The organism is Oerskovia flava, assembly GCF_026163685.1.
GTDB lineage: Bacteria > Actinomycetota > Actinomycetes > Actinomycetales > Cellulomonadaceae > Oerskovia_A > Oerskovia_A flava.
Genome location: NZ_JAOXSR010000001.1, coordinates 795,051 through 816,576, shown reverse-complemented (window position 1 = coordinate 816,576; position 21,526 = coordinate 795,051). Strand labels below are relative to the sequence as shown.

The following is a 21,526-nucleotide window of genomic DNA, read 5'->3' as shown; positions in this document are numbered from 1 at the left end:
CCAGCGACACGAGCTACGGGTTGGGCCAGCCGTTCGGCTCGCAGCCCTGCGTGGACATCGACTGCTGCACCATGACCGGCGCGAGGTCGCCCTCCGCGGGGCAGTCCACGTGACCGTGCCCCAGGAGGTGCCCCACCTCGTGGTTGACGAGGTAGTGCCGGTAGGTCTCCCGGTCGTCCCCGAAGTCGGGTGCCCCGTTGACCCACCGGTCGAAGTTCAGCACCGCAGCCCCCGCGTTGGCGCAGGAGTACTTGCCGCCCGTGTCGAGCGGAGCGCAGAGCGCGTCCGTCGTCGCCGGGCTCGCGAGCACGACCCGCAGCTCGGCGTCGGTGTCGGTGCGCTCGAAGGTCACACCCTCGCTCGGTCCCCACCCCCGGGGGTCGTTGAGCGTCGCGAGCACGGCGTCGGCGAAGACCGCACCGTCCACCGGCAGTCCCGTCTCCACCTCGACCTGCACCGTCCGGACGGTGCCCGGTCCCGGCGCGTCGAGGGACCCGGGGACGACCTCGAGCCCGCCGTCGAGCGCGGGCACGACCTCCACGTCGTCCCCGGTCAGACCGGACAGGGGGTCCACGGCCGGCTCGACCGGCTCGACCGGCTCAGGTTCCAGGACGAGGTCGGGGACCTCCGGCGCCGTCGGGACCACGACCGGGACGAGTGAGTCCGGCGTCGTCACGTCGGGCTCCCGCAGCGACCGACTGGGAGCCTCCTCCGTCCGCTCGACGGCTGCCGTGCCGCCCTCGGGCGCTGGACCCGCGGCGGGCACCGGCCCGGTCGTCTCGGGCACGACCGACCGTGACTGCGGAGCCGCGGGCTCCTGGGCGCCCGGTGGTGCGACACGGTGCGGGACGATGTCGTCGCCGACCGCGACGCCCGCGCCGACACCGGCCCCGAGGCCGACCACGAGGGCCAGCACCGCAGGACCGGACCGCAGGACCGGGCGGCGGGGGCGCTGCGCACGGGCCTTCGCGTGGGACTGCGCGCGCACCTCGCGGCGGCTCGGCATCCCGCTCGGCACCGTCCTCGCGGGCTCTGGCAGGTTCCCTGAGTCCGTCACGGACACATGATCGCACTTTTGGGCACCCGCGCGGGGCCCGCCCCCCGATCGCCTATCCTCGGGCCATGACGGGCTCCTCGCGCCGCGCGGCCCCGGTGTCCGCCGGGCCGCGCGTCCGGATGCCACGGTCCCAGCGGCGGGCCCAGGTCCTGCGGCTCGCGGAGGAGCTGTTCGCCGAGCAGGGCTTCCACCACATCTCGATGGACGACATCGCGGACCGTGCCGGGGTGAGCAAACCCGTCCTCTACCGCCACTTCCCCTCGAAGCTCGACCTGTACCTCGCACTGGTGGACCTCCAGGCCGAGCACCTGGTGAGCACGGTCCGCGCGACGCTCGAACCGTTCCTCGAGCCGGCCCCCGGGACCGCACCGAGTGATCCGGACGCTCTCGCCGTCGACGGTCTCGCCGTCATCGAGGGGGTCGTGCGGGCGTACGTGCGGTACGCCCAGGCCGCGGGGCGGGCGTCGACCCTCCTCTTCGAGTCGGACGTCATGCACGACGCCGCGGTGCGCGCCCGGGTGCTGGAGCCCGACGCCGTCAACGCGCGGACCTTCGCCGAGGTGCTGGTGCGACTGACCGGGCTCGCTCCGCACGAGGCGCTACTCGTGGCCCGAACGTGCACGGCGATGGCTCGCACCGCCGCCGCCGAGCGGTTCCGCGAGGACGGTGCGGTCAGCGAGGAGGACGTCACCCGCCTCGTGCCGGCGCTCGCCTGGCGCGGTGTGCACGGGATGCTGCGCCGTCCGGCCTCGCCGGAGCAGTGACGAGCAGTGCCGGGGAAGCCCGGGAATCTGGCTACTATCGTTCACGTTGCAGTACGGGGCGGGCACGACCGCCCGTCGCAGTCGCCCTGAGGAGATGAACGTGGAAGTCACGATCGGTGTGCAGAACCTGGCCCGCGAGCTCGTCGTCGAGACCGAGCAGAGCGCGGAGGACGTCGCCACCGCCGTGTCCGCGGCTCTCGGAGGTGCTCCCGCTCTGGAGCTGCTGGACGCCCGCGGTCGGCGCGTGATCGTCCCGACGTCGTCGATCGGCTACGTCGAGATCGGTACCGAGGAGCAGCGCAAGGTGGGCTTCGGCTCCCTCTGAGCCGTTCGACCGGCGGCAGACGACGTCCGCCACGACGACGGGGCGTCGTGCACCATCCGGTGCACGGCGCCCCGTCGTCGTGCGGGCGTCAGGTCACGCCGCGAGCCCGAGGCGCCCCATCCTCCGGGTGTGCTCGGCGGTCAGCTGGGAGAAGACCCATGCCTGCATCTCGGTCCCGCCCTCGGTCCCGAGGTCCGCAGGCGCGGCGATCCCGGAACCGCCCGCGAGGCCAGCGCTGACCTCCGTGCTGTCGACGACGAGCCGACCGAGCCCGGGGCGCTGCGCGAGCAGGTTCTGGACGAGCCCGAGGGCCTCGCCCACGAGCCGCCGTCCCCACAGCGCGAGCCGGGAAGCGAGCACGGGGTCGCCCGTCGCGGCCTCCGCGAGCACGGACGCCGAACGCTCCGCGTCCACGCCGTCGGAGAGGATCCCGAGGACGATCTCGCGGCTGGGGCCGTCGAGCCCGTCGGCGGCCAGCCGGCAGAAGTCGTCCGCGACGCCGTGCCCGACGTACCCCTTGAGGATGCCCTCCCACCAGGTGCTGGGCCGCGTGCGCTCGTTGAAGTCGTCGAAGATGCCGTCGAAGGCCGCCATCTCCGCCTCGGGGTCGGTGCCGAGTTCGGCGAGGTGCGCCAGGACGCGATCCTGGCGGTCGAGCATCGTCGCCGCCTGCCGGGACAGGACGAGGCGTTGGTGGAGCGTGGGGGCGTGCGCCGCGTCCGAGGCGAGCCGGCCGAAGGTCGCAAGCTCGGTGTAGGCGACGAGGCCGAGGAGCTCGACCGCATCGCGGTCCGTCGCCCTGCGCGCCACGCCCCCGGGGGTCGCTCCGGGTGCGAGCCCGGGGTCGTCGACGGCGGCCGTGGCGTGATGGGTGGGCTGCTCGCTCATCTCGTCAGGATAGTCGCCCGGGCACCCCGTCGAGGGCGCGCCGACGTCGTCGGACCCTGTTTCACCGGCCGGACGGCACCGGTCCGATACCATGAGCGGGTACATCGGTTGCCCGGTCGTTCGATATCCCGGCGCTCCCCGCTCGCGCGGGGGTCCACGCCCGACATTGCACGACACGCTGGCCGCGGCCAGCTCGCCCGGCAGGAGCCTCGCTCCGCCCCCTCACGGGGAGCGGAACGGCCCCGACGAGCGACGAATACCCACGATCGGCTGCCGGCCACGAGGCGCGCACGAGCGCACCGACCGGAGCGTCGTGGACCCGTCCGCACAGCGGACGAGGGACGCGGACGTCGCGCCAGAACGAGACACAGAGGCACCAGTGACCACCACACCCACGACGGCCGAGCCGTCAGCACCCCTCGGCGGGAGCATCCCGACCGTCAGCGCAGAGGCCGACAAGGTCTCCTCGAGCATCCAGGCCCAGGACACCAGCTTCGGCGACTTCGGCGTCCGTCCCGAGATCGTCGAGGCGCTCACCGACGCCGGCATCACCCACCCCTTCCCGATCCAGGCGATGACGCTGCCGGTCGCGATGTCCGGCCACGACATCATCGGCCAGGCGAAGACCGGTACCGGCAAGACCCTCGGCTTCGGCGTCCCGCTGCTGCACCGCGTCGTCGCCCCCGGCGAGGACGGCTGGGAGGACCTGCCCGCGCCCGGCAAGCCCCAGGCGCTCGTGATCGTCCCGACGCGCGAGCTCGCGGTGCAGGTCGCCGGTGACCTGGCCACGGCGTCCGCCAAGCGGACGGTCCGCGTCGTCCAGCTCTACGGCGGCCGCGCGTACGAGCCGCAGCTCGCCGCGCTCGAGCGGGGCGCCGAGGTCATCGTGGGCACCCCGGGTCGCATGATCGACCTGATGAACCAGGGGCACCTCAACCTCACCCGCGCGCACACCGTGGTCCTCGACGAGGCCGACGAGATGCTCGACCTGGGCTTCCTGCCCGACGTCGAGAAGATCCTGGCCCGCACCCCCGCGCAGCGGCACACCATGCTGTTCTCGGCGACGATGCCCGGGGCCGTCGTGTCGATGGCGCGGCGCTACATGAAGCAGCCGACGCACATCCGGGCGAACGACCCGGACGACGGCGGGCACACCGTCAAGAACATCAAGCAGGTCGTCTACCGGGCGCACGCGCTCGACAAGGTCGAGGTGCTGGCCCGCATCCTGCAGGCCCGCGGGCGTGGGCTGACCATCGTGTTCGCGCGCACCAAGCGTACGGCGGCGAAGGTCGCGGACGACCTCGCGGAGCGCGGTTTCGCCTCCGGTGCGATCCACGGCGACCTCGGCCAGGGTGCGCGCGAGCAGGCGCTGCGTGCGTTCCGCTCGGGCAAGATCGACGTCCTGGTCGCGACCGACGTCGCTGCCCGCGGCATCGACGTCGACGACGTCACCCACGTCGTGAACTACCAGTGCCCCGAGGACGAGAAGACCTACCTGCACCGCACGGGTCGCACCGGCCGCGCGGGCAACAAGGGCACCGCGGTGACCTTCGTCGACTGGGACGACCTACCGCGCTGGTCGCTCATCGACAAGGCACTCGACCTCGGGATCCCCGCCCCGGCGGAGACGTACTCGACCTCTCCTCACCTGTTCACCGACCTCGACATCCCCGAGGGCACCAAGGGCCGCCTCCCGCGCTCGGCGCAGACCCGCGCGGGCCTGGACGCCGAGGTGCTCGAGGACCTCGGCGAGACGGGCAAGCGACACTCCCCTGCCCCCGACCGTGGTGGGCGCGGGCAGTCCGGCGGCCGTGGGCAGTCCGGCGGGCAGTCCGGCTCCCGCGACGGCCGCGGGCGTTCGGGCGGCTCGCGCGACGGCGGCTCGCGCGGCAACGGTTCCCGGGACGGCGCCCAGGGCGGCCGCGGGCGCAGCGCCGGCAGCACCGAGAGCGGCAGCCGGCCCACCCGTCGTGACGGCGCACCGGATCGCTCCGTGGCGACCGCGGGCGCGGAGAGCGGGTCGGAGGGCGGCGAGCGTCGCCGCCGCAACCGCCGCCGTCGCACCCGCGGCGGCGCGGACGGCGCAGCGGCAGAGGGGCAGAGCGGCGCAGCTGCAGAGAGCCAGAGCGGCTCCGCGGGCGAGTGACCACGGGGGTGCGGCGCTAGCGTGGGGTGCATGGAACCACGCGTGAGCCTCGTGACCCTGGGTGTGCGCGACGTCGCACGTGCCCGCACGTTCTACGTCGACGGCCTCGGCTGGGACCCTCTCACGGAGGTCCCGGCCGAGGTCGTCTTCGTCCAGGTGGGCCACGGCCTGCTGCTGTCGCTGTGGCGACGGAGCGACCTGCTCGCGGAGTCCGGGCAGGACGGCACGGGTTCAGACCGCGCGGGGTCCGTCGTTCCGGTCGCGCTCGCGCACAACGTCTCGTCCCCTGCCGAGGTCGACGCCGTCCTGGCGAGCGCGCGCGCCGCGGGAGGCACCGTCGTCGTCCCGGCGCAAGCGCGCGAGTGGGGCGGGTACTCCGGCTACTTCGCGGACCCGGACGGCTTTCGCTGGGAGGTCGCGCACAACCCCGGTCTGGTCGTGGGCGACGACGGCCGGGTCACCCTGGAGGCGGTCGAGCCCGACCCGGGCGCCTGGTAGCGGACCCGGGCCGGGCGGTGCCCGTCAGGCGGCCTGGACGAACGCGGTGACGGCGTCGGCCACGAGCTGGACCGCGATGGCGGCGAGCAGGAGGCCAGCGATGCGGGTCACGAGGATCGTGCCGGAGTCGCCCAGGACGCGGTGGATGACGTTGGCGAACCGCATCGACAGGTAGAGCGTGACGTGCACGGCGACCACGCCGGCGGCGATCGCCACCCAGTCGGCGACCGTGCCGTCGGAGCGCTGGACGAAGACCATCGTCGCGACGATCGCGCCCGGACCGGCGAGCAGCGGTGTCCCCAGCGGGACGAGCGCGACGTTCACGCCCTTGTTGCCTGACGGCGCGGGCTCCTCCATCTTCCCGGTGAGCAGCTCCATCGCGACGAGGAGCAGCAAGAGGCCGCCCGACGCCTGCAGCGCGGGCAGCGAGATGTGCATGTAGGTGAGGATCTGCTGGCCGAACAGCGCGAACGCGACGATGACGCCGAAGGCGACGAGGATCGCGGTCCGGGCGGCGGTGTTGCGCTGCTTGGCAGCCATGGCGCTGGTCAGCCCGAGGAAGACGGGAACCGTCCCGGGCGGGTCCATGATGACGAACAGCGTGACGAACACCTCCGTGAAGAGGCGGACGTCGAAGAAGTCGCTCACGGGCGGATCACGTCCAACAGACCTGTCTCCTCGATGATCTCCAGCACGGGTGGTGCTGTGGTGTTCTCCCCGAGCCGGTTCGGTTTGCCGGCTCCGTGGTAGTCGCTCGAGCCTGTGACGAACAGCCCCAGGGTGCGGGCCAGGTCGTCGAGGCGGGTGCGTTGCGCGTCGCTGTGGTCGCGGTGGTGGACCTCGAGCCCGGCGAGCCCTGCGTCGGTCAGCTCCTCGACGACCTCGTCCGCCACGACCCGTCCGCGCCCGTCCGCGCCGGGGTGCGCGAAGACCGGCACTCCCCCGGCCGCGCGCACGGCGCGCACGGCCGCCACCGCGTCCGGGGCGTAGTGAGGGACGTAGAAGGGTGTGCCCGGGTGCAGGATCGTCGCGAACGCCGCCGACCGGTCGCTCACGTACCCGGCGGTGACGAGGGCGTCGGCGATGTGGGGGCGCCCGATCGTCGTGCCAGGTTCGGTCTGCGCGAGGACGTCGTCCCAGGTGAGGGCGTACTCCTCGCCGAGGAGCTCGACCATCCGACGAGCGCGGGTGAGGCGCGCGGCGCGCGTGCGCTCGGTCTCGGCGAGCAGGTCGGGGTGGCTCGGGTCGTGCAGGTATGCCAGGAGGTGCACGCTCACGTGCTGCGCCCGGGCGGAGATCTCCGCGCCGCGCACGAGCGCGATGCCGTGAGTCAGCGCCGACTCCTCCGCCTCACCCCACCCCGAGGTCGTGTCGTGGTCCGTGAGGGCGACGACGTCGAGGCCCGCCGCGGCGGCGTCGGCGACCACCCGTCCCGGCGCGTCCGTGCCGTCGGACGCGGTCGAGTGGGTATGGAGGTCGATGCGCACGGACCCCAGGATAGTGATCCGCGCGGCCTTCGACGTGCACACGATGTTCACGGCCTGGGTGTCGACCCTCCAGGACCCTCCCAGACTGCGCTGCGACGATGGACCAAATGCTCAGACTCCGACGCAGACGACCGACCGCGCTCGCCACCACCTCCGTGACGGGCCTCCTCGCCGAACCTGCCCGCGGTCCGGCAGAACCCGCCGGGGTCGTGTTCGTGCACGGGGTGCGCACCTCGTCGGAGATCTGGACCGAGCAGCTCGCGCACGTCCGCGCGGCAGGTCACCCCGCCGTCGCGATCGACCTGCCGGGCCACGGGTCACGCCGCGACGAACGCTTCACGCTCGAGCGCGCCTACGCCGTCATCGACGAGGCTGCTGCCTCGTTCGCACCCGGTACGCCGGTCGTCGTCGTCGGCATGTCGCTCGGCGGGTACACGTCCCTCGCATACGCGGCGAACCGGCCCGACCGCCTCGCCGGTGTCGTGGCCTGCGCCTGCAGCGCGGACCCGCGCGGCAAGCCCGTCGCCCTCTACCGCGACGTCGCCCACGTGCTCGTCGGTGCCCGACGCCGGGTCCGCGCCCTGGTCTCCACGCTCGCCCGGACGGGCCGGCCGCTCCCCCCGGGGTCGCTCGCGGCCCTGCAGCTGACCGGTGCCGGTCATCCCGGCGACGGTGACGACCGCTCGGCCCGGCCGAGCTGGGACGTCGTCACACAGGTGCTCTCCGAGCTCGCCGGGCGGTCCAGCCGCGCCGACATGCGTGCCGCGGGTGTCCCCGTCTGGCTCGTGAACGGCAGTCGGGACCACCTGCGCCTCGACGAGAAGCGCTACCTCGAGGCCGTGCCGGGTACCGCGCTGGTCGTCGTGCCAGGTGCGGGCCACGACGTGAACCTCGAGGCGCCCGCGGCGTTCAACGCGGCGCTCACCCGTGCACTTCGAGACATGTCGCGGGGTGCGAGACTGGGGGCATGACCGACGCCACCCCTGTCACCCCGCACGACATGCCGTCCGAAACTCCGGCCCAAGACGTCGCCGAGCGTGTGAACAACCGCTCGCAACGACCGGACTCGGCGGCGTTCAAGGCCTTCATCACGAGCGGCTGGGCGCCGCGCGCCGCGCTCGACGTCGAGCCGCTCGCCGCCGCACCCTTCACGGCGGCCCGCCGTGACGCGCTCTCGGCGCGCTTCCCCGGTGCGCGGCTGGTCGTCCCGGCCGGGGCCCTCAGCGTGCGCTCGAACGACACCGACTACCGGTTCCGGCCGCACTCGGCGTTCGCGCACCTCACGGGCCTGGGCACCGACCAGGAGCCCGACGCCGTGCTGGTGCTGCACCCGAGCGCCGGCGGCGGCCACCACGCCGTGCTCTACGTGCGCCCGCTCGCGCCGCGCGATACCGAGGAGTTCTACGCCGACTCGCGCTACGGCGAGTTCTGGGTCGGCGCCCGCCCGTCCCTGGACGACGTCACGACCGTCACGGGGATCGAAGCGCGGCACGTCGACGAGCTGCGTGACGCCCTCGCCAAGGACGTCGGCGAGGGCGGCGTGACCTTGCTCGTCGTCACGGGCGCCGACGCCGGGGTGGAGGCGCTCGTCGAAGCCATCCGTGCCGAGGCCGGCAGCGACACGATCGCGGGCACCGACGTGACCGGCAGCGAAGCCGTCGACGCCGACCTCGTCGAGGCCGTCTCGGAGCTGCGACTCGTCAAGGACGCCCACGAGATCGAGCAGATGCGCCAGGCGGTGGACGCGACCATCGCAGGCTTCGCGGAGGTCGTCCGCAACCTGCCGCGTGCGACGGCGCACCGGCGCGGCGAGCGCGTCATCGAGACGACGTTCGACGCGCACGCCCGGCTCGAGGGCAACACGGTGGGCTACGAGACGATCGCCGCCGGGGGCGAGCACGCCACGACCCTGCACTGGATCCGCAACGACGGAGTCGTGCGTTCCGGCGAGATGGTGCTGCTCGACGCCGGCGTCGAGGTCGAGTCGCTGTACACGGCCGACATCACGCGCACGCTGCCGGTCGACGGCGTCTATACCGAGACCCAGCGCCGCATCTACACGGCGGTGCTCGACGCCGCCGACGCCGCCTTCGCCGTCGCGGTGCCCGGGGCGCGGTTCCGGGACATCCACGCCGCCGCGATGGAGGTCATCGCGGCGCGGCTCGAGGAGTGGGGCCTGCTGCCGGTCACGGCCGCGGAGTCGCTGTCGCCCGAGGGCCAGCAGCACCGTCGGTGGATGGTGCACGGCACGAGCCACCACCTCGGGATGGACGTCCACGACTGCGCGCAGGCGCGCCGGGACCTCTACCTCGACGGCGTGCTCGAGCCCGGCATGGTGTTCACCATCGAGCCCGGCCTCTACTTCAAGAGCGACGACCTGACGGTGCCGGAGGAGTACCGAGGGATCGGCGTGCGCATCGAGGACGACGTCCTCGTCACCGCCGAGGGCAACGAGAACCTCTCGGCCGCGCTCCCGCGCCGGGCCGAGGACGTCGAAGCCTGGATCGCGTCCCTGCTCGACTGAACGCCCGCTGCCCGTCTCGGCCCCGGAGCCTCAGGGCTCCAGCGGCTCAGGCGGGCGGCGTGGGCCGGTTCTCGTCGGTCGTGGATGCCGGCGGTGCGGGCGGAGCCTGCTGACCCGTCTGCTCCGGCTCGGCGACCGGGCGCATGGCCCCGTACCGAGGCTCCCCCGTCGGGGTGCGCAGCGGCGCACCGTACCGGGGCTCGGGTGCCGGCTGAGCGGGCGGCTGCGCCTGCCCGGGCTGCGGGACGGCCTGAGGCGCGGCCTGCGGGCCGGGCGGTACCTGCGCCTGACCCGGCGTACCCCACGCGGAGCCGGCGTTCCCGCGGACCCCGGCCGCGCCGTCTGGCATCTGCTGCAGCATCTGACGAGCCTCCCCGGCACGCTCGGGCGCGCAGAGGATCGAGTACGCCGACGCGACGATCTGGCTCGAGGACGTGAAGTCGCGCTTGCCCCCGGTCAGTGCGTACGAGAGCACCGAGAAGAGCATGCCGAACCCCGCGCCCAGGCCGATCGCGGCGAACAGCGCACCGCTCTGCTGGGAGAAGATCATCAGCAGGAGCCCCACGAACAGGCCGAACCACGCACCGGCCGCCAGCCCGGCGAGGGCGACCCGGCCGTAGGTGAGCCGACCCGTCACCCGCTCGACCATCTTGAGGTCGGTCCCGACGATCATGACGTTCTCGACGCGGAACTTGTGGTCGGAGAGGTAGTCGACGGCCTTCTGCGCCTCGATGTACGTCGCGTAGGAGGCGATCTCGTCGCCGCGGGGCGGGGTGGGGACCTTGGGGACGGCGTTCTGGCGCGTCATGCTCATCGCCCTAGTCTTCCCTACCGGGACGCCCGGCGCGAGGATCTTCGCTCCCGGCGCACACGACGCGCACCGGACCGGCACGTGGCTCAGACCGCGCGCAGGACTCCCAGGAGCCGCACGACCTCCGCACGGACCGCCTCGCGTCCCGCACCGAGGTACTTGCGAGGGTCGACGACGTCCGGGTGCTCGGCGAGGTAGGTGCGCAGGGCGGTGGTCAAGGTGTGGTTGAGGTGGGTCGAGACATTGATCTTCGTCATGCCCGTCTCGACGGCGCGCGTGAGGTCGCCGTCGGCGACACCGGACGAGCCGTGCAGCACCAGGGGCACCGGCACGACGGCGCGCAGCTCGGCGATGCGGTCGAAGTCCAGCGCTGCGGTGCGGTGGGTCATGGCATGGGACGAGCCGACCGCGACCGCGAGCGCGTCGACTCCCGTGGCACGCACGAACTCGACGGCCTCGCCCGGGTCGGTCCGCACACCGGGGGCGTGCACCCCGTCCTTGCCGCCGACCTTCCCGAGCTCCGCCTCGACGACGACCCCGCGCGCGTGCGCCTCGGCCACGACGGCCGCGGTCGCGGCGACGTTGTCGTCGTAGTCGAGCGCCGAGCCGTCGTACATGACGGACGTGAACCCGAGCCCGATCGCCTCGGTCACGAGCGACCGGTCCTCAGCGTGGTCGAGGTGCACGACGACGGGCACGGACGCGGCCCGGGCGAGCGCGAGGCTTGCGAGGGCGATCGGCTCGAGCCCGCCGTGGTAGGCCGCGGCGTTCTGGCTGATCTGCAGCACCACACCCGTGCCGGCGTCCGTCGCGGCCGCGACGAACGCCTCGGCGTGCTCGATCTGGATGACGTTGAAGGCGCCGACGCCTCGCCCCGCCTGTCGGGCGGGGGCGAGCAGGTGGTCGGTGGTGACGAGGGGCATCAGCTCTCCTGAGCAGGGTCGGTGCGGTCGGTGGGGTCGGTACCGTCGGCGGTTCCGGCGGCGACGTGGCCGAGCAGCCGGGCGACGTCGGCCGGGTCGACCTCGCCCGCGACGGGTCGCAGGACCGCGGCGGCGGACGTCGCGACGGCGAGCGCGAGGCGGCGTGGCCAGGGCAGGCCGGTGGAGACCGCGAGCGCCGCCATCGCGGCGTCGCCCGCTCCGGTCGGGTTCCCCTGGACGACGGCGCCGGGTCGGGCGGTGGCGACGGGCCCGTCGGCAGGGTGGGCCGTGAGGCCGCGCGCACCGTCGGTGACGACCACGGTGCGGGCTCCGTGCCCGTGGAGCGCGGCCACACCCGTCGCGAGGTCCGGTGTCCCCGCGGCCTCGGCGAGCTCGGCGCGGTTCGGCTTCAGCAGGTCGGCGCCCGCCGCCGCGGCCCAGAGCAGCCCGGGGCCGGACACGTCGACGTGGACGGTGCAGCCGGCGTCGTGCAGCGCGTCGAGGAGCGCCGTGAACCGCGCAGCGGTGGTGCCGGGCGGCAACGACCCGGAGACCGTGGCCACCACCGCGCTGCCCAGCGCTCTCCCGGCGGTCGCCGCGCGTCGTGCACCCTCGACGAGGTCGGCCCACTCGTGGTCCGTGAGCGCTGGTCCCGGTTCGTTGAGCACGGTGGGGTGCCCGTCGTCGCCCGCACCGGGGTGCGCGGGGACGACGGCGATCGACTGCCGCAGTGCTCCCGCGACGGCGACGAGGGTCGCAGCCTGCCCCGCCGCCGCGAGGTCCTCCGCGAACGGTGCGGCGAGGGGCCCGCCCGTGGGGGCGACGACGTGCGTGCGTGCTCCGAGGGTGCGGGCGACCCGGGCGACGTTGACACCCTTGCCGCCCGCACGTGCCACCGCGGAGCGGACGCGCAGCGACTCCCCCGGCACGAGCCGGTCGATCCCGTACGTCACGTCCCACGCGGGGTTCGGCGTCACGCACACGAGCGTCGGGGGGTCCGGCGGCAGGGCGGTCATCGGGGGTCCCTCCCTGCCGCGGCCCACGCGAGGATCCCCGCACCGCGCACGCCCGCCGCGGAGCCCAGCCGCGCGGGCACGATGCGGGGCACGGGGTGGATCGTGAGGCGGGCGCGGACGGCGACGTCGAGCGGGTCGAGAAGGTCGGCGCCCGCGCGCACGAGCCCGCCGCCGATGACGACGACCGGCAGCGCGAGGACCCGGACCATCTCGGCGACGAGCTCGCCGAGCCGGTCGACCCCGCGGGCCCACACGACCCGGGCGACGGCGTCGCCCGCCTTCGCCCGGGCGAGCACCTCGGCGGACCCGGGGACCTCCTCCAGGCTCGCGCCGGTCTCCTCGCGGTACCGCCGCGCGATCCCCGCCGCGGAGGCGAAGGTCTCGGCGCACCCTCGCCCCCCGCACGGGCACACGGCACCGGATGTCGTCCCGCCGTGCCCGATCTCCCCGGCGTAGCCGTGCGCGACGTAGGGCTCGCCCCGCAGCACGATCGCCGCGGCGATGCCCGTGCCGATCGAGACGAACGCGTGGTCGTGGGCGCCGCGCCCGGCGCCCAGACGCCACTCCGCGAGCCCGCCCGCGCGGACGTCGTGGCCGAACCCGACGGGCAGGCCCGTCGCGTCCGCGACCAGCCGCCGCAGCGGGAGATCCACCCAGTCGAGGTTCTCCGCGCTGATGACCAGCCCGTCCTCCTCGTCGACCGTCCCGGGGACCACGACGCCGACCGACAGCACCTCGTACCCGGCCGGGACCTCGCCCCGCAGGTCGGCGACCGCCGCGAGGACCGCGGCGACCGACGCCTCGGGGCCGTCCGCGGCCCGCGTCGGGGTGAGGCGCTGGAGGACCACGCCGTCCGCCGAGATGAGGGCGGACTTGATGTCCGTGCCTCCGACGTCGAGCGCGACGACGGCGGACCGGAGGCCCGAGGCGCTCACGACGCCGTGTCCTCCAGGATGATCGAGCGCGTCAGGTGCCGGGGCGCGTCCGGGTCGAGCCCCTTGCGCTCGGCGTTCGCCACGGCGAGGAGCTGCAGGCGCACGAGCGCGACCTGCGGGTCCTCGTCGAGGACCACGACGAGCGCCCCCGTCGGGGCGATGTCCTCCGCCAGGCCGGGGACCTGTTCGCCGACGAGGAAGACGGCGCTCGTGGTGTCGGAGATGCTGATCGGTCCGTGCCGGTAGTCCATCGCCGGGTACGACTCGGCCCACGCGAGAGATGCCTCCCGCATCTTCAGCGCGGCCTCGTTCGCGATGCCCACACCGAACCCGCGCCCCAGGAAGGTGAACTGGGTGCGCGCGAGGATCTCGGCCGGCACCCGCCAGGTGACGGCGTCCTCGGCGGCGACGGCAAGAGCGTCGACGTCCTCACCGAGCCCCGCGCGCAGGAGGGACAGCGCGCTGGTGGCGAACCGCGTCTGCACGACCGAGCGCTCGTCGGCGAACGGCATGACGACCACGTCCTGGGCGGCCGCCGCCCCGGGCGAGTCCGGGTCGCCCACGATCGCGAGGGTGCGCCGGTCGGGGCCGAGGGCCGCGAGGAGCTGCAGGATCTCGGTCGTGGTGCCGGAGCGTGTGATCGCGACGACCCGGTCGTACCGACGCTCCAGCGGGTACTCGCTGCCGGCGAACGCGTCGGTCTCGCCGAGCCCGAGGGCTTCTCGCCGCGCGGCGTACGCCTGCGCGACGAACCAGGACGTCCCGCAGCCGACGACCGCGACCCGCTCGCCCGGCTGCGGCAGGACGTCCCCGCGGGCGGCAGCGAGCCGCGCCGCCTGACGCCAGACGTCGGGCTGGCTGGCGATCTCTGCGCTGACGTGGGAGGAGCTCATGGTGTGTCGAACCTTTCGTTGGGTGCGCGCGGCGACGCCCTCGGGCGACCGCACGCGGATGATGTGCCAGGGCTCTCAGACCACGACGACCTCGATGCCTGCGTCGCGCAGGTCGGCGAGCGCGGACTCGCTGGCGCCCGTGTCGGTGACGAGGGTGGTGACCTGGCCGATGCCGCAGATCTCGGCGAACGAACGCGTCCCGATCTTGTCCGAGGTGCCGACGGCGACGACGACGCGCGATCGGTCGACGAGCGCGGCGGTCACCCCGGCCTCGTCCGGGTCGCCGCACGTGACGCCCGCGACCGGGTCGATGCCGACCATGCCCAGGACGAGCACGTCGAGCCACAGGCTGTGGGCCATGCTGATCGCCATGGGGCCGGTCAGCTCGTAGGACTGGGCGCGAGCGGTGCCGCCGAGGCAGACCGTACGCAGCTGCGGGCGCAGCACGAGTTCGGCCGCGATGTTGAGGGCGCTCGTGACGATCGTGTACGCGTGGCGGCCGTGGCTCAGTGCGTCGTCCGACACGTTCTCCGAGAGCTCGCCGAGGACCTTGGCGACGAGCGACGTCGTCGTGCCGCCGTTGAAGCCCACGACCGGCTGCTCGCCGAACCGCTCGGTGAGGAGGGTGGCGGCCGCCGTGGCGACCCGTTGCTTGTCCTCGAGCTGCTTGCCGTAGCGCCGCGGCAGCCCGTAGGCGACCGACGCCGCGACGAGGCCGCCGTGCGTGCGGTGCGCGAGCTGGCGGGCGGCCATCTGGTCGAAGTCGCGCCGCACGGTGGACTCCGAGATGCCGAACTCCTCGGCGACCTCGGTCACGGCGAGCCGGCGGCGGTCCGCCAGGAGGGCGAGGAGCCGTTCCCAGCGCACCGACTTCGACAGCCCGGCCAGCACTGCCGGGCCGTCGCCGCCCACCTGGTCCGGTGCAGGGCCGTCCGCCGCCGGGTCTGCAGCCGGGTCGTGGGCGGGGGTGGTGCTCGTCATTTGATGCTCCCTGCGGTCAGGCCTCCGACGAGGCGCTTCTCGATGATCGCAAAGAGGATGATGACGGGCACGATCGCGACGATCGACACTCCGAAGACGTACTGCCACGCGGAGTCGTACTGCCCGACGAACTTCGTCAGTGCGACCGACAGGGGCTGGTTGCCGGCTGTCGACAGGATGACGAGCGAGGCGGCGAACTCGTTCCACGCGGCGACGAAGGTGAAGATGATGGCCGTGACGATGCCCGGCCACACGAGCGGCAGGTTGATGCGGAAGAGCACAGCCCACCGCCCGGCGCCGTCGATCTGGGCCGCCTCGTCGATCTCCTTCGGGACGCTCGCGAAGAAGCTGTGCATGATCCACACGGCGAAGGCGAGGTTGAACGCCGAGTTCACGAGGATCATCGCGAGCCACGTGTCGACGATCCCGAAGGCCAGGAACTGGCGGAACAGACCGGCCACGAGCACCGCGGGCTGGAGCATCTGCGTGACGAGCACGAGGAACAGGAACGCGAGCCGCCCCGGGAAGCGGAACCGCGCGGTGAAGTACGCCGCCGGGAGCGCCACGACGAGGACGAGCAGCGTCGCCGAGACCGAGATGACGATCGTCGAGACGAGGTTCTGCGGGAGGGGCGTCTCCGGCGTCGACCACATCGTGAGGTAGTTGTCGAAGCGCCACTCGGTCGGCACGTACGTCGGCGGGATCCGCAGGATCTCCGGCCGGGTCTTGAGCGACCCGACGAGCATGATCACGTAGGGCACGAGGAAGATCGCAGCGACGAGGAAGCCGGCGACCATCCGGCCGGGGACCGAGCCACCCGACCCGGGGCCGCCCGTGCGGTACCGCGAGGGCTTGCGCCGCACGACCGGGCGGGCGGACGGTGCGACGGCGGCGGCGACCTCGCGCCGGGCCTCGCGGGTGGCGGCGGGTCCGAGCGCTGCGGGCGGTTCGGTGCTCACTCGTCGACTCCCTTCATCGGCTTGACGATGCGCATGTACAGGGCGATCACCGCGATGACGATGACGAAGTTGACCACCGACAGGGCGCTGGCGAGATCCACCCGGCGGTCGGACTGGATGAGCTTGAAGATGAGCGTCGTCGTCGTGTCTGCGTCGTACCCGGGGATGGAGCCGGTCATGATCCGTAGGATCGGCAACGAGTTGAAGACGTTGATGATGTTGATGATCGCCGCGACGGCGAGCGCAGGCTTGAGCTGCGGCAGGATCACCGCGAAGTACGTCCGGGCCTTCGTCGCACCGTCCATGCGGGCCGCCTCGACGACGTCGCCGGGGATGGACTGCATCCCGGCGAGGAGCGTGTAGGTGGTGAACGGCAGCGAGACGAACACCGCCACGAGGATGGAGACGACGAACGCCGGGACCGCGTTGCGCGTGAACCCGTAGTCGGCGACCTCGAGGATGCCGACGTCGGCGAGCAGCTGGTTGATGATCCCGTAGTTCGGCTGCAGCCCGTAGTAGACGACGGTGGTGGTCATCACGACGCTCGCGGCCCACGGGACGATCACCGCGAGGCGCACGAGCTGGCGGCCGGGGAACTGCTTGTCGAGGAGGTTGGCGAGCGCGAGCGAGATGACGACGGTCAGCACCACGACGACCACGACCCACACGACGGTGTTCGCCAGGACGCGGGGCAGCGCGGGGATGTCGAAGATCGTGGCGTAGTTCGCGAGGCCGACGCTGCCGCGGTCGATCCCGGAGGAGGAGATCTCGCGGGTCGAGTTGTAGGCCATGTAGCCCGCGGGGAAGAGCACGATCGCGATGATGAGCGCGAGGCTCGGACCGATCCAGGGGAGGGCCGCGAGGACCTCGCGGGCTGGTCGGCGGGGACGGTCGCCGGGTCGCTGACGGCCCGGCCTGCTGTCGGGAGACGGTGACGGCCGCGCTGCGGCGTCGGTGGGAGTGGTGGTCATCGTGGTCCTCGGGTGACGAGAGCGAGCTGGCCGGCGAGGCACGCAGGGGGCGGGTGTCCGCCCCCTGCGCACGGAGGGACGCTGAGAGACGCTGGATCTCTCCAGGACTCAGGAGTCGACGCGTGCCTGGATCTCGCCGAGGACCTCGGCCGGGTCGGAGCCTTGCGCGACCTGTCCGTAGAGCTGCTGCATGGCACCCTGCGCCGTGGACCACTGGGGGTTGGTCGACGGGTAGAACTGCGCGGCGGGGAGCAGGTCGAGGAACGGAGCGATCGTCTCCTTGTCCGCGAGCGCCTCGGAGCCCGACTGCGTGACGGGGAGGAACCCCTCGGCGTCGACCCAGGGGACGTAGACGTCGGCGGAGTAGAAGTAGTCGAGGAATGCCCCGATGGCTTCCTGCTTGTCCCCGTCGTTCTCGAACGCCATGAGGTGGTCGGCGACGCCGAGCGTGACCGGGGAGCCGTCCTTCGTGGCGATGGGCGCGGTGCCGTAGTTGAGGTCGGGGTTCTTCTCGGCGATCTGCCCGATCGTCGGGGGCAGACCCACGATCATCCCGATGTTGCCCTGGATGAACACGTCGATGAGGGGGGTGCGGTCCGTCGCGCCGGCGTCGGGCTGGGTGGCACCGCTCGTGGCGAGCTCCTGGACGAACTGCGAGGCCTCGATGTTCTCCGGAGAGTCGAGGGTGAGGGTCTCGGCGTCGCCGTACCCGCCGCCACCGCCGAAGAACCAGATGCCGGCCTCGGCCTGCGTCTCCTCGGCGCCGAGCGGCAGACCGTACCCGTAGGTCCCGCCGCCGAGCTCGGAGATCTGGGTGGCCGCCTCGGCGAGCTCGTCCCACGTGGTGGGCGGCGCGTCGATACCGGCCTCGTCGAAGAGGTCCTGGTTGTAGAACATGGTGCGCGCCGAGGCGATGAGCGGGAGCCCGTACTGCTTGCCGTCCATGGACGCGTTCTCGACGAACGACTCCTGGAAGTCGGCGACGGTCTCCTCCGAGAGCACCTCGTCCGCGGAGTAGAGCAGGTCGTCCTCGACGAAGCCGGCGAACGCGTCGATGTTGAGGATGTCGGGCGCCTGGCCGGACTGGACCTTGGTACGGACGACGTCGTTGATGTTGTCCCAGGACTGCACCTCGAGGTTGACCGTGATCCCCTCGTTCTCGGCCTCGAAGCCCGCGATGACGTCGTCCCACAGGCCCTTCGTGCCGTCGGAGTAGGTCGGGACGAGCAGGTCGAGGGTGACGGTTCCGCCCTCACCCGTCTCGTCCGAGCCGGAACCGCCGAACCCGCACGCCGAGAGGGTGAGGCCGGCGACGAGCGTCAGGGAGACGAGCCGCAGGGGGCGCTTCGTGGTGTCGGGGTGCTCCACGAGCTGGGGGTGCTTCATGAGTACTTCCTCCGCTTCATTGCTATGAGGTTGCTCGTGCTGTGAGCGCGAGAACCAGATCTGCCATAGACCTAGTGATAGATCACGATCGTTTCGCGCTCGTTACAGTCAGAGTCAATCAGGTTTCGTCCCGCGAGTCCAGCCTTCGGCCCGCACGCCCGCGCGTTGCGCAGGTCTCCGAACAAACAGTGAGGCGACGCTACGCCCGTGTGACCCGGACCACAAGACCCGGCCCGCCGTGGGCGTCCGGACGAGCGGACCCCGTCCGGTCTAGGCTGACCGACGTGAGCGCCGCACCCTCCGTCTTCGTCGCACGCCTCGCCGGCACCGCGGTCTTCGACCCCCTCGGTGACCAGGTGGGCCGCGTGCGGGACGTCGTCGTGCTGCTCCGGCCCAAGGGCGGCCCCCGCGCGGTGGGACTCGTCGTCGAGGTCCCGGGCCGGCGCCGCGTCTTCCTCCCCCTCACCCGTGTCACCAGCATCGACTCCGGGCAGGTGATCAGCACCGGCCTGGTCAACATGCGCCGCTTCGAGCAGCGCGCGATGGAGACCCTCGCGGTGAGCGAGCTCCTCGACCGCACCGTCCAGCTCGTCGACGGCTCCGGGTCCGGGACCGTCGAGGACCTCGCCATCACCAAGCAGCGCAGCGGCGACTGGCTCGTCACGCAGCTGTTCGTCCGCCGCCAGGTCCCGCACAAGGGACTCGCACTGCGCCGCCGCGGCGACGCGTTCGTGGTCGACGTCGACGCCGTCACCGGGCTCGCCGGCACCCCCGACACCCAGGGCGCCGCGCTGCTCCTCGCCGCGTACGACGACCTCAAGCCCGCCGACCTCGCCGACGTCATCCACGACCTCGGCGACACGCGGCGGCTCGAGGTCGCCACCGCGCTCGACAACGAGCGGCTCGCCGACGTCCTGGAGGAGCTGCCCGGCGACGACCAGGTCGCGATTCTCTCGGGGCTGGACACCGAGCGCGCCGCCGACGTCCTGGAGGCCATGCAGCCCGACGACGCCGCGGACCTCCTGCACGAGCTCACCGACGAGCAGGCCAGCCGGCTGCTCGAGCTCATGGAGCCGAGCGAGGCCAAGGACGTGCGCCGCCTGCTCGCCTACGACGAGGACACCGCAGGCGGTCTGATGACGACCGAGCCCGTGATCCTCGGCCCCGAGACGACGATCGCGACCGCGCTCGCCCAGATCCGGCGCCAGGACCTGCCGCCGGCTCTCGCTGCCGTCGTCTTCGTGGTCCGCCCGCCGCTCGAGACGCCGACGGGGCGGTTCCTCGGCGTCGCCCACTTCCAGAAGCTCCTGCGCGAGCCGCCGCACGCGTCCGTCGGCTCGGTGCTCGACCCGGACATCGAGTGGGTCGGCACCGACGCGCCGCTCGGGCGCGTGACCCGGATGCTCGCGACGTACGACCTGCTCGCGCTCCCCGTCCTCGACGCCGAGAAGCGGCTCCTCGGCGCCATCAGCGTCGACGACGTGCTGGACCACCTGCTCCCCGACGACTGGCGCGAGACCGACGACGACACCGAGCCCACCCCGACGACCCGCGCCCGCGCCCGCGTCGCCCGCCCGACCCCGGAGGCACCCCGTGGCTGACCGCCTGGACACCCCCAAGGTCGCCCGACGTCAGATCCTGCCCCGCGTGCGCGTCAAGCAGGACGCGTTCGGCAAGATCTCCGAGTCGATCGCCCGGTTCATGGGCACACCCCGGTTCATCCTCTACCTCACGCTGTTCTGCGTGCTGTGGCTCGCGTGGAACTCCTGGGGCCCCGACGGGCTGCGCTTCGACTCGGCCGCGTTCGGCTTCACCGCGCTCACCCTCATGCTCTCCCTGCAGGCGTCGTACGCCGCACCGCTGATCCTGCTCGCGCAGAACCGGCAGACCGACCGGGACCGGGTCAGCGCCGAGCAGGACCGCCAGCGCGCCGAGCGCAACCTCGCCGACACCGAGTACCTCGCCCGCGAGATGGCGGCGCTGCGGATCGCGCTCGGCGAGGTCGCAACCCGTGACTTCGTCCGTTCCGAGATGCGCAACCTGCTCGAGGAGCTCGACGCCAAGGCCGACCGGGACGCGGAGCGCGACCCGACCGCCGAGGAGCACCGCCGCTAGAGCTGCTACTGCGTGACCTCCCACGCCACCGAGCGCAAGCGGTCGACGAGCGTGGCGTCGCCGTGCACTGTCAGCGGCTCGCGCGGCCCGCGGCCCCACAACCACAGGTCGACGTCCCAGGCCGGCCCCACCACCTGGGCGGTCGTGGAGCCGGGCAGGTCCACGAGCTGGGCCGCGTCGAGGTCGTAGTACTTCCCGGACTCGGGGCCCGTCCCCGTCACGCGGCCGAACGCCAGGTCCCAGCTGCGGTGCGCCTCCCCCGGGCCGTCGACCACGACGGCGAGGGACCCGCCGTCTGGCGTGAACGTGCCCCAGGAGGGCACGCCGTCGAGCATGACGCCGAGGATCTCGTCGATGCCGTCCGCCGCGACGTCGCCGTGCGAGACCACCACCGGGACCCCGGCCGTCTGCTGGGCGTCTACCCGGTGGATCAGGGCCTCGTGAGCCTGCCGCCGTACGACCCACCCGACCCGGTGACCGCCGTCGTGCCACGACCAGCAGGGCTCGTCCGGGTCGCGCCCGTCCAGGGCGGCCAGTAGCCGGGCGGTGGCCTCCTCGACGAGCGCGGGGAGGTCCTCGTCGGACGCCGGACGCACGAGCGGCTGCACGTCGTCTCCCGCCTGGCCCTCGCCCGGGGCGGGGCCGACGACGTCGGCCCAGAAGCTCTGCACCTCCGCGAGGTGGAACGCGAGGTCCGCCGCGCCCCACTCCGGACAGGCCGGGACGCGTGCGGCGCTCGGCGCCACGTGGAGCGCGTCGACGAAGAGCGCGGAGTCGCGCGCGAGCGAGGTGAGCAGGTCCATGCTCCGACAGTAGCCAGGGGGACCGACACACGCCCGGTCGCCGG

22 protein-coding genes are annotated in these 21,526 nt (G+C 73.0%); 8 read left to right on the top strand and 14 right to left on the bottom strand.

Translation table 11 applies throughout. The annotated features are described in order from the left end of the window. Nucleotides 1-13: 13 nt before the first annotated feature. Entirely contained in the window at nt 14-1,057 is a 1,044-nt protein-coding gene (locus OHL10_RS03610) for a DUF3152 domain-containing protein (RefSeq protein WP_265520776.1), read from the bottom strand. Nucleotides 1,058-1,122: 65 nt separating this feature from the next. Between OHL10_RS03610 and OHL10_RS03605 the strand changes: the two genes are divergently transcribed. Together OHL10_RS03605 and OHL10_RS03600 are read left to right on the top strand one after the other, a co-directional pair. After that, entirely contained in the window at nt 1,123-1,821 is a 699-nt protein-coding gene (locus tag OHL10_RS03605) for a TetR/AcrR family transcriptional regulator (RefSeq protein ID WP_265520775.1), read from the top strand. 100 nt (nt 1,822-1,921) lie between these two features. Then, nucleotides 1,922-2,146, top strand: coding sequence for a DUF3107 domain-containing protein (locus tag OHL10_RS03600; RefSeq protein ID WP_265520774.1), 225 nt, complete (start codon nt 1,922-1,924; stop codon nt 2,144-2,146). Between the two features lie 93 nt (nt 2,147-2,239). Here OHL10_RS03600 and OHL10_RS03595 read toward each other — a convergent pair whose 3' ends face one another. Beyond that, entirely contained in the window at nt 2,240-3,034 is a 795-nt protein-coding gene (locus OHL10_RS03595) for a ferritin-like fold-containing protein (RefSeq protein ID WP_265520773.1), read from the bottom strand. 379 nt (nt 3,035-3,413) lie between these two features. Here OHL10_RS03595 and OHL10_RS03590 point away from each other — a divergent pair, with 379 nt between their 5' ends. Together OHL10_RS03590 and OHL10_RS03585 are read left to right on the top strand one after the other, a co-directional pair. Beyond that, on the top strand, nt 3,414-5,180 hold the full coding sequence (locus OHL10_RS03590) for a DEAD/DEAH box helicase (protein WP_425498930.1): 1,767 nt from the start codon (nt 3,414-3,416) through the stop codon (nt 5,178-5,180). Nucleotides 5,181-5,210: 30 nt separating this feature from the next. Beyond that, nucleotides 5,211-5,678, top strand: coding sequence for a VOC family protein (locus OHL10_RS03585; protein WP_265520772.1), 468 nt, complete (start codon nt 5,211-5,213; stop codon nt 5,676-5,678). A 24-nt stretch (nt 5,679-5,702) separates the two neighbouring features. Here OHL10_RS03585 and OHL10_RS03580 read toward each other — a convergent pair whose 3' ends face one another. Then, on the bottom strand, nt 5,703-6,326 hold the full coding sequence (locus OHL10_RS03580) for a MarC family protein (protein ID WP_265520771.1): 624 nt from the start codon (nt 6,324-6,326) through the stop codon (nt 5,703-5,705). Then, a complete protein-coding gene (locus OHL10_RS03575; protein WP_265520770.1) occupies nt 6,323-7,165 on the bottom strand; it encodes a PHP domain-containing protein in 843 nt (280 codons plus the stop codon). Before OHL10_RS03575 ends, OHL10_RS03580 begins: the two co-directional genes overlap by 4 nt. 107 nt (nt 7,166-7,272) lie before the next feature. Between OHL10_RS03575 and OHL10_RS03570 the strand changes: the two genes are divergently transcribed. Next, on the top strand, nt 7,273-8,136 hold the full coding sequence (locus OHL10_RS03570; protein WP_265520769.1) for an alpha/beta fold hydrolase: 864 nt from the start codon (nt 7,273-7,275) through the stop codon (nt 8,134-8,136). Then, nucleotides 8,133-9,689 carry an aminopeptidase P family protein gene (locus OHL10_RS03565; RefSeq protein WP_265520768.1) on the top strand — a complete coding sequence of 519 codons (1,557 nt, stop codon included), beginning with the start codon at nt 8,133-8,135 and terminating at the stop codon, nt 9,687-9,689. Before OHL10_RS03570 ends, OHL10_RS03565 begins: the two co-directional genes overlap by 4 nt. A gap of 46 nt (nt 9,690-9,735) precedes the next feature. Here the strand turns inward: OHL10_RS03565 and OHL10_RS03560 are convergent, their stop codons facing one another. From OHL10_RS03560 to OHL10_RS03520, 9 genes are all read right to left on the bottom strand, one after another. Then, complete coding sequence (locus OHL10_RS03560; RefSeq protein ID WP_265520767.1) at nt 9,736-10,503, bottom strand: YflT domain-containing protein; 768 nt, start codon at nt 10,501-10,503, stop codon at nt 9,736-9,738. Between the two features lie 83 nt (nt 10,504-10,586). Next, on the bottom strand, nt 10,587-11,423 hold the full coding sequence (locus tag OHL10_RS03555) for a class II fructose-bisphosphate aldolase (RefSeq protein ID WP_265520766.1): 837 nt from the start codon (nt 11,421-11,423) through the stop codon (nt 10,587-10,589). Beyond that, nucleotides 11,423-12,439, bottom strand: a complete 1,017-nt coding sequence (locus OHL10_RS03550; RefSeq protein ID WP_265520765.1) for a 1-phosphofructokinase family hexose kinase — start codon at nt 12,437-12,439, stop codon at nt 11,423-11,425. The genes OHL10_RS03555 and OHL10_RS03550 overlap by 1 nt, the downstream gene beginning before the upstream one ends. Next, nucleotides 12,436-13,374, bottom strand: coding sequence for an ROK family protein (locus OHL10_RS03545; protein ID WP_265520764.1), 939 nt, complete (start codon nt 13,372-13,374; stop codon nt 12,436-12,438). The genes OHL10_RS03550 and OHL10_RS03545 overlap by 4 nt, the downstream gene beginning before the upstream one ends. Continuing rightward, nucleotides 13,371-14,267 carry an SIS domain-containing protein gene (locus OHL10_RS03540; protein WP_265520763.1) on the bottom strand — a complete coding sequence of 299 codons (897 nt, stop codon included), beginning with the start codon at nt 14,265-14,267 and terminating at the stop codon, nt 13,371-13,373. The genes OHL10_RS03545 and OHL10_RS03540 overlap by 4 nt, the downstream gene beginning before the upstream one ends. Before the next feature lie 75 nt (nt 14,268-14,342). Beyond that, nucleotides 14,343-15,248, bottom strand: a complete 906-nt coding sequence (locus tag OHL10_RS03535) for a DeoR/GlpR family DNA-binding transcription regulator (RefSeq protein ID WP_265520762.1) — start codon at nt 15,246-15,248, stop codon at nt 14,343-14,345. After that, on the bottom strand, nt 15,245-16,207 hold the full coding sequence (locus tag OHL10_RS03530; protein ID WP_265520761.1) for a carbohydrate ABC transporter permease: 963 nt from the start codon (nt 16,205-16,207) through the stop codon (nt 15,245-15,247). Before OHL10_RS03530 ends, OHL10_RS03535 begins: the two co-directional genes overlap by 4 nt. Beyond that, nucleotides 16,204-17,178 carry a carbohydrate ABC transporter permease gene (locus OHL10_RS03525; protein ID WP_265520760.1) on the bottom strand — a complete coding sequence of 325 codons (975 nt, stop codon included), beginning with the start codon at nt 17,176-17,178 and terminating at the stop codon, nt 16,204-16,206. The genes OHL10_RS03530 and OHL10_RS03525 overlap by 4 nt, the downstream gene beginning before the upstream one ends. A gap of 108 nt (nt 17,179-17,286) precedes the next feature. Further along, nucleotides 17,287-18,564, bottom strand: a complete 1,278-nt coding sequence (locus tag OHL10_RS03520) for an extracellular solute-binding protein (RefSeq protein WP_265520759.1) — start codon at nt 18,562-18,564, stop codon at nt 17,287-17,289. 284 nt (nt 18,565-18,848) lie between these two features. On the opposite strand from OHL10_RS03520, the gene OHL10_RS03515 reads away from it, so the two are divergent. Together OHL10_RS03515 and OHL10_RS03510 are read left to right on the top strand one after the other, a co-directional pair. Then, nucleotides 18,849-20,165, top strand: coding sequence for a magnesium transporter MgtE N-terminal domain-containing protein (locus OHL10_RS03515; RefSeq protein WP_265520758.1), 1,317 nt, complete (start codon nt 18,849-18,851; stop codon nt 20,163-20,165). After that, nucleotides 20,158-20,679: a DUF1003 domain-containing protein gene (locus tag OHL10_RS03510; RefSeq protein WP_265520757.1), complete on the top strand. Its 522-nt coding sequence runs from the start codon at nt 20,158-20,160 to the stop codon at nt 20,677-20,679. Before OHL10_RS03515 ends, OHL10_RS03510 begins: the two co-directional genes overlap by 8 nt. A 5-nt stretch (nt 20,680-20,684) precedes the next feature. On the opposite strand, the gene OHL10_RS03505 is transcribed toward OHL10_RS03510, so the two are convergent. After that, a complete protein-coding gene (locus tag OHL10_RS03505; RefSeq protein ID WP_265520756.1) occupies nt 20,685-21,482 on the bottom strand; it encodes a maleylpyruvate isomerase family mycothiol-dependent enzyme in 798 nt (265 codons plus the stop codon). Between the last annotated feature and the right edge of the window lie 44 nt (nt 21,483-21,526).

What these genes read in the sequence shown, in the direction of transcription:
- OHL10_RS03505 (WP_265520756.1), bottom strand. Translation starts at nt 21,482, where the DNA reads ATGGACCTGCTCACCTCGCTCGCGCGCGACTCCGCGCTCTTCGTCGAC.
- OHL10_RS03565 (WP_265520768.1), top strand. Translation starts at nt 8,133, where the DNA reads ATGACCGACGCCACCCCTGTCACCCCGCACGACATGCCGTCCGAAACT.
- OHL10_RS03595 (WP_265520773.1), bottom strand. Translation starts at nt 3,034, where the DNA reads ATGAGCGAGCAGCCCACCCATCACGCCACGGCCGCCGTCGACGACCCC.
- OHL10_RS03550 (WP_265520765.1), bottom strand. Translation starts at nt 12,439, where the DNA reads ATGACCGCCCTGCCGCCGGACCCCCCGACGCTCGTGTGCGTGACGCCG.
- OHL10_RS03540 (WP_265520763.1), bottom strand. Translation starts at nt 14,267, where the DNA reads ATGAGCTCCTCCCACGTCAGCGCAGAGATCGCCAGCCAGCCCGACGTC.
- OHL10_RS03555 (WP_265520766.1), bottom strand. Translation starts at nt 11,423, where the DNA reads ATGCCCCTCGTCACCACCGACCACCTGCTCGCCCCCGCCCGACAGGCG.
- OHL10_RS03585 (WP_265520772.1), top strand. Translation starts at nt 5,211, where the DNA reads ATGGAACCACGCGTGAGCCTCGTGACCCTGGGTGTGCGCGACGTCGCA.
- OHL10_RS03520 (WP_265520759.1), bottom strand. Translation starts at nt 18,564, where the DNA reads ATGAAGCACCCCCAGCTCGTGGAGCACCCCGACACCACGAAGCGCCCC.
- OHL10_RS03605 (WP_265520775.1), top strand. Translation starts at nt 1,123, where the DNA reads ATGACGGGCTCCTCGCGCCGCGCGGCCCCGGTGTCCGCCGGGCCGCGC.
- OHL10_RS03560 (WP_265520767.1), bottom strand. Translation starts at nt 10,503, where the DNA reads ATGAGCATGACGCGCCAGAACGCCGTCCCCAAGGTCCCCACCCCGCCC.
- OHL10_RS03570 (WP_265520769.1), top strand. Translation starts at nt 7,273, where the DNA reads ATGCTCAGACTCCGACGCAGACGACCGACCGCGCTCGCCACCACCTCC.
- OHL10_RS03535 (WP_265520762.1), bottom strand. Translation starts at nt 15,248, where the DNA reads ATGACGAGCACCACCCCCGCCCACGACCCGGCTGCAGACCCGGCGGCG.
- OHL10_RS03525 (WP_265520760.1), bottom strand. Translation starts at nt 17,178, where the DNA reads ATGACCACCACTCCCACCGACGCCGCAGCGCGGCCGTCACCGTCTCCC.